Annotated in this window: 18 protein-coding genes; 15 read left to right on the top strand and 3 right to left on the bottom strand. The window is 71.1% G+C overall.

The genetic code is table 11. The features are described 5' to 3' along the window. The first annotated feature begins 35 nt into the window (after nt 1-35). Entirely contained in the window at nt 36-770 is a 735-nt protein-coding gene (locus tag HUN59_RS17035) for a GntR family transcriptional regulator (protein ID WP_174779047.1), read from the top strand. A gap of 32 nt (nt 771-802) precedes the next feature. Here the strand turns inward: HUN59_RS17035 and HUN59_RS17030 are convergent, their stop codons facing one another. After that, a complete protein-coding gene (locus tag HUN59_RS17030; protein ID WP_174779046.1) occupies nt 803-1255 on the bottom strand; it encodes a PTS sugar transporter subunit IIA in 453 nt (150 codons plus the stop codon). Beyond that, entirely contained in the window at nt 1252-1488 is a 237-nt protein-coding gene (locus HUN59_RS17025; RefSeq protein ID WP_058741885.1) for a PTS transporter subunit EIIB, read from the bottom strand. Before HUN59_RS17025 ends, HUN59_RS17030 begins: the two co-directional genes overlap by 4 nt. Before the next feature lie 172 nt (nt 1489-1660). Here HUN59_RS17025 and HUN59_RS17020 point away from each other — a divergent pair, with 172 nt between their 5' ends. The 12 genes from HUN59_RS17020 (at nt 1661) to HUN59_RS16965 (ending at nt 12059) form a co-directional block, all read left to right on the top strand. Beyond that, the gene (locus HUN59_RS17020) at nt 1661-2929 is read left to right on the top strand and encodes a PTS transporter subunit EIIC (protein WP_058741886.1); all 1269 of its coding nucleotides are present in this window, start codon (nt 1661-1663) and stop codon (nt 2927-2929) included. Nucleotides 2930-3056: 127 nt separating this feature from the next. Continuing rightward, nucleotides 3057-3971, top strand: a complete 915-nt coding sequence (locus HUN59_RS17015) for a metal ABC transporter solute-binding protein, Zn/Mn family (protein WP_174779045.1) — start codon at nt 3057-3059, stop codon at nt 3969-3971. A 56-nt stretch (nt 3972-4027) separates the two neighbouring features. After that, a complete protein-coding gene (locus HUN59_RS17010; protein ID WP_254629923.1) occupies nt 4028-4858 on the top strand; it encodes a metal ABC transporter ATP-binding protein in 831 nt (276 codons plus the stop codon). Continuing rightward, the gene (locus tag HUN59_RS17005) at nt 4858-5805 is read left to right on the top strand and encodes a metal ABC transporter permease (protein ID WP_174779044.1); all 948 of its coding nucleotides are present in this window, start codon (nt 4858-4860) and stop codon (nt 5803-5805) included. The genes HUN59_RS17010 and HUN59_RS17005 overlap by 1 nt, the downstream gene beginning before the upstream one ends. After that, complete coding sequence (locus tag HUN59_RS17000) at nt 5802-6215, top strand: Fur family transcriptional regulator (protein ID WP_114850372.1); 414 nt, start codon at nt 5802-5804, stop codon at nt 6213-6215. Before HUN59_RS17005 ends, HUN59_RS17000 begins: the two co-directional genes overlap by 4 nt. Before the next feature lie 10 nt (nt 6216-6225). Further along, nucleotides 6226-6921 (top strand): alpha/beta fold hydrolase, encoded by a 696-nt coding sequence (locus HUN59_RS16995; protein WP_174779043.1) that lies wholly within the window; start codon nt 6226-6228, stop codon nt 6919-6921. A 436-nt stretch (nt 6922-7357) separates the two neighbouring features. Then, nucleotides 7358-7594 carry a 50S ribosomal protein L28 gene (rpmB, locus tag HUN59_RS16990; RefSeq protein ID WP_022903747.1) on the top strand — a complete coding sequence of 79 codons (237 nt, stop codon included), beginning with the start codon at nt 7358-7360 and terminating at the stop codon, nt 7592-7594. After that, nucleotides 7594-7764, top strand: a complete 171-nt coding sequence (rpmG, locus tag HUN59_RS16985; RefSeq protein WP_022908193.1) for a 50S ribosomal protein L33 — start codon at nt 7594-7596, stop codon at nt 7762-7764. Before rpmB ends, rpmG begins: the two co-directional genes overlap by 1 nt. 2 nt (nt 7765-7766) lie before the next feature. After that, on the top strand, nt 7767-8072 hold the full coding sequence (gene rpsN, locus HUN59_RS16980; protein ID WP_022903745.1) for a 30S ribosomal protein S14: 306 nt from the start codon (nt 7767-7769) through the stop codon (nt 8070-8072). A 291-nt stretch (nt 8073-8363) separates the two neighbouring features. Beyond that, nucleotides 8364-8651, top strand: a complete 288-nt coding sequence (locus HUN59_RS16975) for an HU family DNA-binding protein (protein ID WP_058741891.1) — start codon at nt 8364-8366, stop codon at nt 8649-8651. A gap of 166 nt (nt 8652-8817) precedes the next feature. After that, nucleotides 8818-10749 (top strand): cytochrome c oxidase assembly protein, encoded by a 1932-nt coding sequence (locus HUN59_RS16970; protein WP_174779042.1) that lies wholly within the window; start codon nt 8818-8820, stop codon nt 10747-10749. Continuing rightward, nucleotides 10749-12059, top strand: a complete 1311-nt coding sequence (locus HUN59_RS16965) for an ATP-dependent DNA helicase (RefSeq protein ID WP_441307022.1) — start codon at nt 10749-10751, stop codon at nt 12057-12059. Before HUN59_RS16970 ends, HUN59_RS16965 begins: the two co-directional genes overlap by 1 nt. A 219-nt stretch (nt 12060-12278) precedes the next feature. On the opposite strand, the gene HUN59_RS16960 is transcribed toward HUN59_RS16965, so the two are convergent. Continuing rightward, the gene (locus tag HUN59_RS16960) at nt 12279-12740 is read right to left on the bottom strand and encodes a DUF4383 domain-containing protein (RefSeq protein ID WP_174779041.1); all 462 of its coding nucleotides are present in this window, start codon (nt 12738-12740) and stop codon (nt 12279-12281) included. Nucleotides 12741-13071: 331 nt separating this feature from the next. Here HUN59_RS16960 and HUN59_RS16955 point away from each other — a divergent pair, with 331 nt between their 5' ends. Both HUN59_RS16955 and HUN59_RS16950 read left to right on the top strand, forming a co-directional pair. Continuing rightward, the gene (locus HUN59_RS16955; RefSeq protein WP_152999498.1) at nt 13072-13875 is read left to right on the top strand and encodes a phosphatase PAP2 family protein; all 804 of its coding nucleotides are present in this window, start codon (nt 13072-13074) and stop codon (nt 13873-13875) included. Nucleotides 13876-14170: 295 nt separating this feature from the next. Continuing rightward, nucleotides 14171-15310 carry a CE1758 family FMN-dependent luciferase-like monooxygenase gene (locus HUN59_RS16950; RefSeq protein ID WP_174779040.1) on the top strand — a complete coding sequence of 380 codons (1140 nt, stop codon included), beginning with the start codon at nt 14171-14173 and terminating at the stop codon, nt 15308-15310. Nucleotides 15311-15567: the final 257 nt, after the last annotated feature.

Genomic DNA, 15567 nt, shown 5'->3' with positions numbered 1-15567 from the left:
ACCAGCACGCCGAGCGACGGAGCAGAGGGACCCGCATGACGAGCCGCATCACCGAGGGTGCCGAACCGAAGCACCAGCAGCTGCGGCGGATCCTGCTCGACCTCGCGACGACCCGGCTCGCCCCCGGTGCGGCCATCCCGTCGGAGCGGCAGCTCATCGCCGAGTACGGGGTCTCGCGGATCACGGTGCGCGAGGCGCTCGGGCAGCTCGTCAACGAGGGCTACCTGGAGCGCGTGCGCGGCAAGGGGACCTTCGTCGCCCACCGGCCCGTGCAGTCGACGCTGCACCTGGCGTCCTTCACCGAGGAGATGCGGGCGCTCGGGCACGTGCCGACCACCGTCGTGCTCGTCCGCGAGGAGACCGTGCCCCCCGACGACACCGTGGCCGCGCTGCGCCTGGGGGACGGTGCGACCGCGTACCACCTCAAGCGCCTGCGGATGGCCGACGGGGCACCGGTGTCGATCGACGACGCGTGGCTCTCGGCGGACGCGTTCCCCGGGCTGCTCGAGCACGACCTGTCCGGATCCGTGTACTCGCTCGCGGCGACCGAGTACGACACCCCGATCGACCGCGCGCAGCAGACCGTCGCGGCGAAGCCCGCCGCCGACGACGTCGCGACCCTGCTCGGGACGAGGACGGGTGCGCCCGTGCTGGAGTTCGACCGGGTGTCGTACTCCGGCGACCGGCCCGTGGAGCACAGTCGCTCCTGGTACCGCTCGGACCGCTACCGCGTGCAGATGGAGGTCACGGCGACCAGCCCGGCCGCCTGACCTCCACCGCCGATCCCGCGCTGCGCGCGGTGTCAGACCGTGAAGAGCGTCGCGCCGTCGGTGAGCACCGAGCCCACGGTGGACTGCTCGACGGAGTCCGGCGCGCTGCCGAGCACCACCACCGGGCAGACGGGGGAGTAGCCGGCGGCGGAGATCACCGACGGGGTGAACCGCACGACGGGGTCGCCCGCGCGGACGGTGTCGCCCTCGGCCGCGAGCAGCTCGAAGCCCTCGCCCCCGAGCTTCACGGTGTCGATGCCGACGTGCACGAGGACGTCGGTCCCCGCCGCACCCTGCAGGGCGAACGCGTGCGGGTGCAGCTTGACGATCGAGCCGTCGACCGGGGCCACAGCGGTGACGGGGCCCTCGACGCCGGTGGGGTCGACCGCGACCCCGGCTCCGACGAGCTGCCCGGCGAAGACCGGGTCCGGCACGTCCGCCAGGGCGACGACCGGACCCGCGAAGGGCGTCCGGACCGCCGTCACAGCTCGTCCTGGATGTCCTGCGCGAGGTTGTCCGCGATGGGTCCGACGATGACCTGCCAGCCGGTGCCGCCACCGACGACGGCCTGCGCCCCCGCTGCCTGCAGGGCGGCCTTGTCGACGAGGTCGCCGTCCTCCACCTCGACGCGGAGGCGCGTGATGCAGCCCTCGACCTCGTCGATGTTGTCGGCGCCGCCGAGCGCGGCGATGATGTCGGCTGCCTTGATGTCGGCCATCGTTTCCTCCTCGTTGGGGTTTCCGTACAGGTTGACATGCGTCCGGTCCGGGTTCAGACTCGGGAACTGGTCATGACCGGACAGGACCGGCACGGCGTCACGCCGAGCGTACCGGTGCGGTCCGACCGACTCAACTCCCCGACAGCTCCACCCAACGACGAGAGGACCGCCGATGAGCACCGCTGCTGCCACGGACGTGCCGGAGAAGAAGACCCCGAAGAAGCAGTCGAAGCTCTTCGCGAACGCCCAGCGCCTGGGTCGGAGCCTGCTCCTGCCGATCGCGGTCATGCCGGCCGCGGGCATCCTCAACCGCATCGGCCAGCCGGACCTCCTCGGCGCGATCCCCGGCTTCGAGACCGGCGCGGGGGTCATCTCCGCCGCCGGCCAGGCGATCTTCACGTGGTTGCCGCTGCTCTTCGCGGTCGGCATCGCAATCGGCTGGGCGAAGAAGTCCGACGGCACCACGGCGCTCGCCGCGGTCGTCGGCTACATGGTCATGTACGAGGTGTGGAAGGTCATGTCGCCGATCGTCCTCGCGGGCGTGAAGGACGCGAACGGCGACCAGGCCACGATCAACTTCGGCGTCCTCGGCGGCATCGTGATGGGGCTCGTCGCAGCGAACCTCTGGCAGCGGTTCCACCGCACGAAGATGCCCGACTTCCTCGGCTTCTTCTCGGGCCGCCGGCTCGTCCCGATCCTCACGGCGGCCGCCGGCCTCGTCATCGCGGTCCTCATGTCGTTCGTCTACCGCTACTTCGACATCGCGCTCACCGCCGCCGGCCAGGCCGTGGCGGACAACGCCGTGATCGGCGGCGGGATCTTCGGGTTCGCGAACCGCATGCTCATCCCGGTCGGCCTGCACCAGCTGCTCAACTTCTTCCCGTGGTTCCAGCTCGGCAGCTTCACGAACGCGGCCGGCGACATCGTGCACGGCGACATCCCCCGCTTCCTCGCCGGCGACCCCTCCGCCGGCATCTTCCAGACCGGGTTCTTCCCGATCATGATGTTCGCGCTGCCGGCCGGTGCGCTCGCGATCTGGCGGAACGCCAAGCCGCAGAACCGCAAGCTCGTCGGCGGCATCATGCTGTCCGCCGCGCTGACCTCGTTCGTGACGGGCATCACCGAGCCGCTCGAGTACTCGTTCATGTTCGTGGCGTTCCCGCTCTACGTCATCCACGCGGTGCTCACCGGGACGTCGCTCGCCCTCGTGAACGCCCTTGGCATCCACGACGGGTTCTCGTTCTCGGCGGGGGCGATCGACTACGTGCTGAACTTCGGCAAGGCGGACGGGGCGATCTGGCTCATCCCGATCGGCCTGGCGTACGCGGTCGTCTACTACGTCCTGTTCTCCTTCGTGATCAAGAAGTGGAACCTGCGGACCCCCGGCCGCGAGGACGACACCATCGCCGAGAACACCATCGACGCGGCCACCAAGGCCTGATCGCTCGCGCGCCACGTGACGGACGGGAGGCGCGGTGCCAGCTGGCACCGCGCCTCCCGTCCGTCTGTGGAGGCTCGCATGAGATCGGTTTTGACAATCGTTATCAACTAGGCCTACGGTCGTCAGCATGCAGAACCGCCGCCTCCTCGCCCTGCCGCTCGTCGCCGGCGCCGCCGCGCTCGTCCTGACCGGCTGCGCGACCTCCTCGTCCCCCGGCAGCGCGTCGAGCGACGGCACGGTCCGCGTGGTCGCCTCGACGAACGTCTACGGCTCGATCGTGCAGTCGATCGGTGGGAAGGACGTCGAGGTGACGAGCATCCTCGACGACCCGTCGCAGGACCCGCACTCGTTCGAGTCGAGCGCGAAGACGCAGCTCGCGGTCTCGAAGGCCGACCTGCTCATCGAGAACGGGGGCGGCTACGACGACTTCATGACCACGCTCGCGAAGTCCGCGAACACGAAGGCCCCCACCATCAACGTGGTCGACCTGTCCGGGGTCGAGAAGGACGGGGACAAGGAGTTCAACGAGCACGTGTTCTACAGCTACCCCACCATGGTGAAGCTCGTGGCCGAGGTCGAGCAGCGGCTGGCGAAGCTCGACGCCGGGCAGGCCGACACCTTCGCGGCGAACGCGAAGACGCTCACCACGAAGCTCGAGGACCTCGAGTCGCAGACCGCCGCCGAGAAGCAGAAGGTCGACGGGGACAAGGTCGCCTACACCGAGCCCGTCCCGGGGTACCTGTTCGAGGCGATGGGCCTCGACAACGTCACGCCCGAAGCCTTCTCGGAGGCGATCGAGGAGGGCGACGACGTCCCGCCGGCCGCCCTCAACGACACGCTCGAGCTGTTCAGCGACAAGACCGTGCGGCTCCTCGCCTACAACGAGCAGACGTCCAGCCCGGAGACCGAGCAGGTCAAGAAGGCAGCCGACCAGGCCGACATCCCGGTGGTCGGTGTCACGGAGACGCTCCCGAAGGGGAAGGATTACGTCTCGTGGCAGCAGGCGAACATCGACGCGATCACGGCGGCCCTCGCGAAGTGACCGCCGTCCAGACCCCCTCGCGAACCGCTGCGGCCCCCGGCCGTGGCGGTTCCGCCGTGCTCGAACTCCGTGACGCGGCCCTCTCGTACGGGTCCCGTGCGCTGTGGTCGCACCTCGACCTCGACCTCGCACCCGGGGAGTTCGTCGCCGTGCTCGGGCCGAACGGCGCCGGCAAGACCTCGCTCCTGCGCACGGTCCTCGGCCAGCAGCGCCTGACCAGCGGCACGATGTCGTTCCTCGGCCAGCCCGTCCGACGCGGCCACCGGCGGATCGGGTACATCCCGCAGCAGCGGCTCATGGAGTCCGGTACCCCGCTCCGCGCGCGGGACATGGTCGCGCAGGGCGTGACCGGTTCGCGCTGGGGCGTGCTGCCGGCCAGTCGTGCGGAGCGCGCGCGGATCGACCGGATCCTCGACGAGGTCGGCGCGACGGCGTTCGCGGACGCCCCCGTCGCCGAGCTGTCCGGCGGCGAGCAGCAGCGCACCCGCGTCGGGCAGGCGATCGCGGCCGACCCCGCGCTGCTCCTGTGCGACGAACCCCTCATCTCGCTCGACCTGCGGCACCAGCGCGGCGTCACCGAACTGATCGACCGGCAGCGGCAGCAGCAGGGCGCCGCGGTGCTGTTCGTCACGCACGACGTGAACCCGATCCTCGACGTGGTCGACCGCGTCCTCTACATCGCCGGCGGGCGCTTCCGGATCGGCACTCCGGACGAGGTCCTGCGCGCCGACGTGCTGAGCGACCTGTACGGCACCCCCGTGGACGTCGTCCGGACCATGGGACGCATCGTCATCGTCGGCGGCAACGAACCCCACGACCAGACCGGGGCGCACCACCACTGCGACCCCGACCCGCACGCGACCGTGCCGGACGAAGGGCGGATCTGATGGACGTGCTGTCGACCGTCTTCTCGTTCCAGGACTACGGCGAGCTGCTCGTGCTCGTCCAGAACTCGATCTGGGCCGGCGCGGTGCTCGGCATCGTCGGCGGCCTGATCGGCCCGTTCGTCGTTGCCCGGAACATGCCGTTCGCGGTGCACGGCATCTCGGAGCTGTCCTTCGCGGGGGCGAGCGCGGCGCTGCTGTTCGGCGCGAACGTCGTCACCGGCTCGCTCGTCGGGTCGGTCGTCGCGGCGCTGCTCATCGGGCTGCTCGGCTCCCGGGCCCGCGAACGCAACTCGATCATCGCCGTCCTGATGCCGTTCGGCCTCGGTCTCGGCATCCTCTGCCTCGCGCTCTACAAGGGCCGCGCGGCGAACAAGTTCGGCCTGCTCACCGGGCAGATCGTCTCGGTCGACAACCCCCAGCTCACCTCGCTCGTGGTCGTGTCGGCGATCGTCGTCGTGACGCTGCTGCTCGTCTGGCGCCCGCTGATGTTCTCCTCGGTCGACCCGGACGTCGCCGCGGCCGCCGGGGTCCCGGTCCGGACGCTCGCGCTCGTGTTCATGCTCGCGCTCGGCCTGGCGACCGCGGTGTCCGTGCAGATCGTCGGCGCGCTGCTCGTCCTGTCGCTCCTCGTGACCCCGGCCGCCGCCGCGCTCCGACTGACCTCGCACCCGGTGGTCGTCCCCGTCCTGTCGACGGTGTTCGCGGTCGTGTCGGTCGTCGGCGGCATCCTGCTCGCCCTCGGTGGCGGGCTGCCGATCAGTCCGTACGTCACCACCATCTCGTTCCTCATCTGGGTCGTCTGCCGCATCGTCGGCTCCAGGAGGGACCGCCGTGGACGCGACCGGGTCGCGGTCCGCGAGCAGACCGCCGGGGGCGAGCCGCGCCTCCCGGCCGGCGGAGCCGACGTGTCGACCGACGCGGGCCGCAGGGAAGGAGTCACCGCGTGAACGCCGTGCAGAAGCCGAAGCGGAACACCTGGCAGCGCGAGGCGGTGCGCACCGCCCTGTCGAGCACCGAGGGGTTCGTCAGCGCGCAGGCGCTGCACCAGCACCTGCGGGACGACGGGTCCACGATCGGTCTGGCCACCGTCTACCGGGCGCTCGCTGACCTGGCGACCGAGGGTGACGCCGACTCGCTGCAGCAGGACGGCGAGTCGCTCTACCGTGCCTGCACCACCGACACGCACCACCACCACCTGATCTGCCGGAACTGCGGCCGCACGGTCGAGATCGAGGCCGACCCGGTCGAGCGGTGGGCGCAGGACGTCGCGGCCGCGAACGGCTTCACGAACGCCAGCCACGTCGTCGACATCTTCGGCGAGTGCGCGGTGTGCACGGCGTCGCGGACCGGCGCGTAGTCTCCGGCGCATGCACGTCATCCTGGTGCCCGGGTTCTGGCTCGACGCGAGCGCGTGGGACGAGGTGACCCCGGTCCTGCAGCGTGCCGGGCACTCGGTCCAGGCGATCACGCGCGACGGCGACACGCTCGACGAGCAGGTCGCGGCGATCGTGGCGGTGCTCGACGACGTGGCCACGCCGGAGGAGCCCGTCGCGCTCGCGGGGCACTCCGGGGCCGGGCCGATGGTGCTCATGGCCGCGGACCAGCGACCGGCGCTCGTCGCGCACCTGCTCTACGTCGACACGTTCCCGGGACCGGAGGGCGGGTGCGTCAACGACGAGCTCCCGGTCGTCGACGGCGTCGTGCCGCTGCCGTCGTGGGACGTCTGGGAGCCGGCGACCGTGCGGGGGATGACCCCGGAACTCCGCGCGGCGTTCGAGCAGCGGGCGATCCCCGAGCCCGCGGCGGTGCCCTCGGACCGGTTCCACTACGCCGACGCCGCGCGGCACACGATCCCGGCGACCGTGGTGTCGTGCGAGGTCCCGGCGACGGAGCTCGCGGCGATGGTCGCGGAGCACCACGCGTGGACGACGGAGCTCTCGGCGGTGGAGGACCTGACGATCGTCGGGCTCGAGACCGGGCACTGGCCGATGATGACGGCGCCGACGGAGCTCGGGGAGCTCCTGGTGCAGGCGTTGGCGCCGCGGCCGACGGCGGCGGCGTAGGGCGATCTTCGGCGCCGGCGCTGGCCGGCGTTCGTCGAGCGGGCAGACGTTCGTCGAGCGGGCAGGCGTTCGTCGAGCGGGCAGGCGTTCGTCGAGCGGGCAGCGGGGCGAGGTGGTGCGGGCAGCGGGGCGAGCGGGCCACATCTGGCACGCTCGGCGCGCGGCGACGACGAAGTTCGCCCACTCGACGACACGCGCGGCCGTCGCGTAACGTTGTCCCCTGGTCCGCCGCGTCCGCGTGGCAGACCCAGTTGTTCCAAGCCCTCCGACCGTCGCGAACGCCGCGGTCGCGCGGTGCTCTCGGCCCTTCGACAGGGTCCGCGAGCCTGGGCGGCGCACACAACCCCCTCGGATCGCCCCCGGACGTTCCGCGTGTGCGCCAGGCAAGTGAACTTGGGAGCGGCCGTCCGGTCGCTCGGTACCTCAGGAGGAAACCATGGCAGCAGTGTGCCAGGTGACCGGAGCCACCCCCGGCTTCGGACACAACATCTCGCACTCGCACCGCCGGACGAAGCGTCGCTTCGACCCGAACGTGCAGAAGAAGACGTACTACGTGCCCTCGCTTCGTCGTAACGTCACGCTCACGCTCAGCGCGAAGGGCATCAAGGTCATCGACGCACGCGGCATCGAGTCCGTCGTCAAGGACCTGCTCGCCCGAGGGGAGAAGATCTGATGGCCAAGAAGGGTCAGGACGTTCGTCCGATCATCAAGCTCCGCTCCACGGCGGGCACCGGGTTCACCTACGTGACCAAGAAGAACCGTCGCAACAACCCGGACCGCCTCGTGCTCAAGAAGTACGACCCGGTGATCCGCAAGCACGTCGACTTCCGTGAGGAGCGCTAAGCATGGCGAAGAAGAGCAAGATCGCGAAGAACAACCAGCGCGCCGAGGTCATCGCGCGCTACGCCGAGCGTCGTCTCGAGCTGAAGAAGGCCCTCGTGGACCCGAACGGCACCGACGAGTCGCGTGAGGCTGCTCGCGTCGGCCTGCAGAAGCTCCCCCGCGACGCGTCGCCGGTCCGCTACCGCAACCGCGACGCCATCGACGGCCGCCCCCGTGGCCACCTCGGTGAGTACGGCATCAGCCGTGTCCGCTTCCGCGACATGGCCCACCGTGGCGAGCTCCCCGGCATCACGAAGAGCTCCTGGTAAGCACCGGCTCCAGCGAACGCCCCGTCCCCTCCGAGGGACGGGGCGTTCGTCGTCCGCGGACCCGTACCGGGGTACACGGCCGTCACATCCGTCACTCGGACCTCACCAGACCCTCGACAACCCCGGAAATCCGGGCGAGTCGGTCCGCGACGACCCGTCCGGCTGGTAGGTTCGCTGACGGTTCCGCCGGGTGTCCCGCCCGCCGGTCCAGAACGTCCAGGGCACCCGCTCCGGGCGGGCGGGCGTCCCGCACGTCCCACCGACACTGCAAGAAGTCCGAGGAGGACATCCATGGCTGACAAGTCACTGAACCGCACCGAGCTCGTCGCTGCCGTCGCGCAGGAGTCCGGCCAGAGCCAGGCCACCGTCAACGGCGTCGTCGACGCGCTGTTCAGCGTCGTCTCGTCGTCGGTCTCCGACGGCACCAAGGTCACCATCCCCGGCTGGATCGCCTTCGAGAAGACCCACCGCGCCGCCCGCACCGGCCGCAACCCGCAGACGGGTGAGGCCATCGAGATCGCCGCGAGCGACTCGGTCAAGGTCAGCGCCGGCTCGAAGCTCAAGGCAGCCGTCAAGTAAGACCACTGCACCACACGGAAGGGACGGCTGCGGCCGTCCCTTCTGCCGTTCCCGGGACCGGCCGGCGGTCCGCGACACTCCTGCACCGGCCTGGAGGCGCGGACCACCGCCCACAGGCAGCCCCGTCGGGTGGGTGGTCGCTCCGGGCAGCGCCTAGGCTTGTCGGGTGGATCGGATCGCGCGCATCGCCGGCCCCGCCGTGCTGCTGCTCGTCGGGTTCGTGTCGCTCCTCGTCGCGCTCGTCATCGGCGGAGGCGCGGACCGTGCCCTGATCGCCGACCCCGGCGCGGTCGTGCGCTTCGGGCTGCCGATCGCGCGGCTCGTCGTCGACCTGGCCGCGGCCGCCACCATCGGCGGGCTCGCGCTCACCACGGTGGGGCTCTCGCGCAGCCGCCCGGAGTGGAACCGAGCCATCGACGTCGCGGCGGGCGCGGCCGGTGTGTGGACCGTCGCGGCCGCCGTCGCCACCTTCTTCACGTTCCTCAGCGTCGCCGGTTCCCGGATCAGCCTCGACGAGCAGTTCGGCCAGTCGATGGGGGTCTTCCTCACCGGCACCGACCTCGGGCTCGCCTGGCTCGTCACCGTCCTGGTCGCCGCGGCCGTCACGGTCCTGTGCTTCGCCGTCCGGGCACGCGGCATGGTCGCGCTGACCGCCGGCATCGCGATGATCGGGCTGATCCCGATCGCGCAGCAGGGGCACGCCGCCGGCACCGCGAGCCACGACTCCGCGGTCACCGCACTCGGGCTGCACCTGGTCGGCGCCGCGCTCTGGGTCGGCGGACTCGTGCTGGTCGTGCTGCTCCGCGGAGTCCTCGGTGGCGATCGCCTGCCGTTGGTCGTCGGACGCTACTCGAGCATCGCGCTGGGGTGCTTCGTCCTCGTCGCCGTCTCGGGCGTCGCCTCGGCGCAGATCCGGGTCGGCGCCTTCTCGAACCTCGGCAGCCCGTACGGCGTGCTCGTGATCGTGAAGTCCGCGGCGCTCCTCGCGATCGGCGTGCTCGGCGCCGTGCACCGCCGTCGGACGATCCGGTCGCTCGCTGCCGAGCCCGGTCGCCGCGGACCCTTCTGGACCCTCGTGCTCGTGGAGCTCGCGGTGATGGGCGTCGCGAGCGGGTTCGCCGCCGCACTCGGACGCACCGCCACCCCGGTCGACCAGGTCGCGCTGAGCAAGACCACGAACCCGTCGCCGGCGGAGCTCCTGACCGACGACCCGCTGCCTTGTGACCCGGGTGCCTGGGGCTGGCTGACGGCGTGGAACATCGACCTGTTCTGGCTCATGGCCGCGGTGCTCGTCGCCGCCGCGTACGTCGCCGGCGTGGTCCGGCTCCGTCGCCGGGGGCAGGGCTGGCCGGTCGGGCGGTCTGTGGCGATGGGGATCGCGCTCGTGTCGCTGGTCGTCGCGACCTCGGGTGCGCTGCACACCTACGACCGCTTCCTGGTCTCGGCGAACGTCGGCGCGCACGTCGTCCTCGGCCTGGTGGTACCCGCGCTCCTCTGGGCCGCGGCACCGGTCCGGCTCGTCCGCGCCGCCGTGCACCCGCGCGACGACGACAGCACCGGGGTCCGTGAGTGGACAGGGCTCCTCGTCGACAACGGCGTCGTGCGGTACCTCGTGCAGCCGTTCCCGGCGTTCGTGCTCCTCGCCGCGGTGTGGTGGGCGCTCTACGGCACCCAGGTCCTGCGCTGGTCGGTGAGCGACCCGACCGGACGCACACTCGTCGACGCCGGCCTGCTCCTGGTCGGGCTCCTCGCCGTCCCCACCCTGCTCACGCCGGTCGCCGCCGGTGCCCGCTCGGCCTCGGTCCCCGCCGCCCTGGTCCGGATCGCCGGCGCCGTGGTCGTCGCGGCCGGTGTGGTCTCGCTCGGCGTCGCGCTGCAGGGGCCGCTCGGGCTCGTGCAGGCGTCGTGGTTCGGGGCGATGGGGCGGACGTGGGGTCCGGACCCGCTCGTCGACCAGGCGCGCGGCGGGGTGGTCCTCGTCGTCGCCGGGGTGGCCCTGCTCGTCACGGTCGTGGTCGTCGTCGTGCTCCGACTCCGTCGGGACCGCGGCGCCGTGACGGATCCGCGGCCGACCGAACCGGTGACGGCGGACGCCTGATGGCGGTCGAACTCAGCGCCGAACAGCGGGCCGTCTTCGAGTACATCGAGACGACGCGCGACCACGTGTTCATCACCGGTCGCGCCGGCACGGGCAAGTCCACGCTCCTGAACCACCTGTCGTGGAACACCGAGAAGCAGGTCGTGATCTGCGCACCGACCGGGGTCGCCGCACTGAACGTCGGCGGGCAGACGATCCACTCGCTCTTCCGCCTGCCCATCGGACTCATCGCCGACGCCGAGCTCCGACAGGGACCCGAGACCCGCAAGCTCCTCAACACCATCGACACGCTCGTGATCGACGAGGTCTCGATGGTGAACGCCGACCTCCTCGACGCCATGGACCGCTCGCTGCGCAAGGCCCGCGGACGGCAGTTCGAGGCCTTCGGCGGCGTCCAGGTCGTGATGTTCGGCGATCCCTACCAGCTGCCGCCGGTCCCGGGTGACGGGGACGAGCGCGCCTACTTCACCGACCACTACCGGTCGATGTGGTTCTTCGACGCGAAGGTGTGGCTCGAGGCCGAGCTGCACATCGTCGAGCTCGCCACCGTGCACCGGCAGCGCGACGATGCCTTCGCGGCCATGCTCACCGCGGTGCGGCACGGTCGGGTGACCGCCGACGTCGCCGGGCAGCTCAACGCCGCGGGGGCACGGCCGGCACCCGACGACGCGATCACGCTCGCGACCCGCAACGACACCGTGGCCCGGATCAACAAGGCGGCGCTCGAGCGGCTCCCCGGCAAGGTCAAGACCGCCAGGGCCGACGTCAGCGGCGACTTCGGCGGTCGGAACTTCCCGGCCGACGAAGCGCTCGAGCTCAAGCCCGGCGCGCACGTGATGTTCCTGCGCAACGACCCCGACCAGCGCTGGGTGAACGGCACGCTCGGCGTCGTGACGACCATCCGCGACACCGTGTGGGTCGACGTCGACGGGGAGTCGTTCGAGGTCCAGCCGTCCGTGTGGGAGAAGTTCAAGTACTCCTACGACCCGGACAAGAAGGAGCTCAAGAAGGACACCGTGGGGGAGTTCCAGCAGTTCCCGCTCCGCCTGGCCTGGGCGGTGACGATCCACAAGTCGCAGGGCTCGACGTACGACCGCGCCGTGGTGGACCTCGGCAACCGGGTGTTCAGTGCCGGGCAGACCTACGTCGCGCTGTCCCGGCTGACCTCGCTCGAGGGGCTGTACCTGACGCGCCCGCTCCGGCCGCAGGACATCATCGTCGACCTGGACGTCCGACGCTTCATGTCCGAGGCTCCCCGGATCGTGGCGACCGAGCTCGAGGCCGTCCGCCAGCCCGACGCCGACGCCTGACGCTCACCGCGTCCGCCGCTCGTCCGACGCGCCCGCAGCCCGACGGTCGTCGTCCGCCGAGTGGCCCAGATCTGGCGCGACCGAGCGTCACCGCCGACGGATCGTGCACGCTCGGCGGGCGACGCGCGGCGTGTCCTGCCCGCTCGCGACCTGGCACGAACCTCGGACACGACGTCGCCCCGCCCACCGGGGTGGACGGGGCGTCGAGGGAGCGGTCGATCAGACCGTGGCGTCCATGCGACGCGAACCGCGGATGGCGCGGATGTTCTCACGGTCGGCGCCGAACGCCGTCAGCAGCAGCACCACACCGACGATCGCGTGGAACAGGTTGTCCGCGAAGGTCAGGGCGAAGACGTTGGCCGAGGTGTTGCCGAGCGCGAAGCCGTACACCGCCATGACGACCAGCACGATGCCGACGAGCAGGTTGCCGTTGCGCGACCCGATGGTGGTGCCGAGGCCCGTGATGAGCAGCACCACGGCGAGGAGCACCCAGAGCAGCGCCATCGCCGGGTTCACGCCGAACGCGTTCCAGAGCATCCCGCCCTGACGGCTGAAGAAACCGGGGTCGCCGTCGGCGGCGAGGAAGAAGCCCAGGAAGCCCCAGAGCGCGAGGAGGGCACCTGCCGTCAGGGCCAGGCCGCGGTTCGGCGAGGCGGTGATGCTCGGTTCCTTGATGGCCACTTCGGTCTCCTCCTGGTACAGGGTGGTGGCGGTGGACCCGCCGGCGTACGGAGCCGGTGCGTCCGCCCGTGTGCCGCGTGCGGTGCGGCCGTCGCTCTCGGAGGGGGTGTTCCCCTCGTTCACAGGCGCAGACCGGCGGACCAACGGTATCGTGACCGGCCCCGACCGTCCGAATCGCACGCGAGGAACCAGGCGCACGAGGAGGCCGATGACCGCCACACCGAGGAGGACCAGTCCGGTGACCCGAACGCCCGACCGCACGGGACCCGAGTCGCGGGGACCGAGCGTCTCGCGACGGCTCCGGTGGGGGCTGCTTGCGGCTCTGGGGTTCGTGATCGTTCCTTCCGTCTACGCGGCCGCCGTGCTGACGTCCGTCGGCCAGCGGGTCGAGGACGCCGCGCTGGGCGGGGTCCGGGAGTCCGACCTGTTCGGTTCGGACACTGCGCTGAACGTCATCTCGGTGCCGGTCATCCTGTTGCTGGTCGTCGTCATCGCGGCCGTGGCGTTCGCCCGACGCCGGCTCGCGGTGGGGCTCGGAGCAGGTGTCGTGGTGCTCGCGTCGGCAGCGACCTCGACGCTCGTGAAGCGTATCGCCGAGCGCCCGGAGATCGCCCAGTCGACGACCCCCAACTCGTTCCCCTCCGGTCACGCCACCATCGCGCTGGCCGCCCTGTTCGCCGTGCTCATGGTGACGCCGAGGCGCTTCCGCGGGGTCGTCACCCTCCTCGGCACCGCGTACGCGGTGTTCGTCGCGAACCAGACGGTGGTCTACGGCTGGCACCGGGTGAGCGACATCGTCGGCGCCTGCGCGATCGCCCTGTTCTGGGTGGGCGTCGTCCGGGCCGTCGGACCCCGGGTGGACCGCGGTGAGCGCGGTGACCGTGACGGCAGCAGAGCACCTCGGCGGGTGGTGACCACGATCCTGCTGATCGGCACCGCCGTCACGTTCCTGGTCGGCGTCGTGGCGCTCGTCGTCGGCCTGGCCGGGGGCTCGCACGACCACGGTGCGATCCTGGTCGCCGGGCGCATGGCGTCGAGCGCGAGCGTGCTCGCCGTCGTGTCCGTGGTCTGGCTCGCGGATCGTCAGCACCACGCGGACCGGACCGACACCGCCGCGCTGCCCGCCCAGCGCTGACGCCCGAGCACCGCACCCGAGGCCGTCCGACCCCGTCCGACCCGTCCGCCCACACGCGCCGCCCCTGTCGATGGAGCAGACGACGTCGGGTACCGGCGCAGGACCCGACATCGTCTGCTCCATCACGAGCCAGCGACTGGCGAGAGCCGGTGTCGGGCGGGCACCGCACCCGAGCCCGGCACTGGCGGGAATGCCGCCGCCTGCGCTACGTTGTACCCTCCAAGTCGATGCAAACGCATCGATCGGGCGCTGGTGGACGAACCGGCGCGAGCGAGCAAGCCAGGAGGCGCGCACCATGCAGTTCGGCATCTTCACCGTCAGCGACGTGACGACGGACCCCACCACCGGCCGGACGCCGGACGACACCCAGCGCGTCAAGGACATCCTGACGATCGCCGAGCACGCCGACCAGGCGAGCCTGGACGTCTTCGCCACGGGTGAGCACCACAACCCGCCGTTCGTCGCCTCGAGCCCGACGACGATGCTCGGCTACCTCGCCGGTCGGACGAAGCACATCACCCTGTCGACCAGCACGACGCTGATCACCACGAACGATCCGGTTCGCATCGCCGAGGAGTACGCGATGCTCCAGGTGATCTCCGACGGCCGCATGGACCTCATGATGGGCCGCGGCAACACCGGCCCGGTGTACCCTTGGTTCGGCCAGGACATCCGCCAGGGCGTGAAACTGGCGATCGAGCACTACGCGCTCGTCCGCCAGCTCTGGGAGAACGACGTCGTCGACTGGCAGGGCAAGTTCCGCACCCCGCTCCAGGGCTTCACGTCGACCCCGCGCCCGCTCGACGGCGTCCCGCCGTTCGTCTGGCACGGCTCGATCCGCACGCCCGAGATCGCCGAGCAGGCCGCCTACTACGGTGACGGCTTCCTGCACAACAACATCTTCTGGCCGATCCAGCACACCGAGCAGATGGTCGGTCTGTACCGACAGCGCTTCGAGCACTACGGTCACGGCGCCGCCGACCAGGCGATCGTCGGTCTCGGTGGGCAGTTCTTCGCCCGGAAGAACTCGCAGGACGCGTGGAACGAGTTCCGCCCGTACTTCGACAACGCCCCGGTCTACGGCCACGGCCCCTCGATGGAGGACTTCACCGCCCAGACCCCACTGACGGTCGGCTCGCCGCAGCAGGTCATCGACCGGTACGCGACGATGAAGGACCACGTCGGGCACTACCAGCGCCAGCTGTTCCTGATCGACCACGCGGGGCTGCCGCTCAAGACGGTGCTCGAGCAGATCGACATCCTGGCCGAGGACATCGTCCCCGAGCTCCGTCGCATCAACGACGCGGACCGGCCGGCGCACGTGCCGTCGGACCCGCCGTCGCACGCGGACCGCGTGGCCGCGGCCCTCGCCGCCGGCACCGTCGGCAGCGACCACGTCGCGGCCGAGGACGCGTGGACGGGCGCGTCCGTCTGACCGCTCACGTGACCCCTGACGGACTGGAGGCACGGTGCCAGCTGGCACCGTGCCTCCAGTCCGTCGCGCCGGTGACGTTCCGTCCCATCGCGACCGACCTGGGATGCCGATCCGCGCATCGGAAGCCGGATCTCCGGTCCTCCGATGCGCGGATCGGCCTCCTGTGCGCCTGGTTCCTCGCGTGCGATTCGGACGGTCGGGGCCGGTCACGATACCGTTGGTCCGCCGGTCTGCGCCTGTGAACGAGGGGAACACCC

The sequence above is a fragment of the Curtobacterium sp. Csp2 genome (assembly GCF_013347165.1).
The sequence above is the reverse complement of the archived record's forward strand: the minus strand, read 5'-3'. Positions and strand labels throughout refer to the sequence as shown.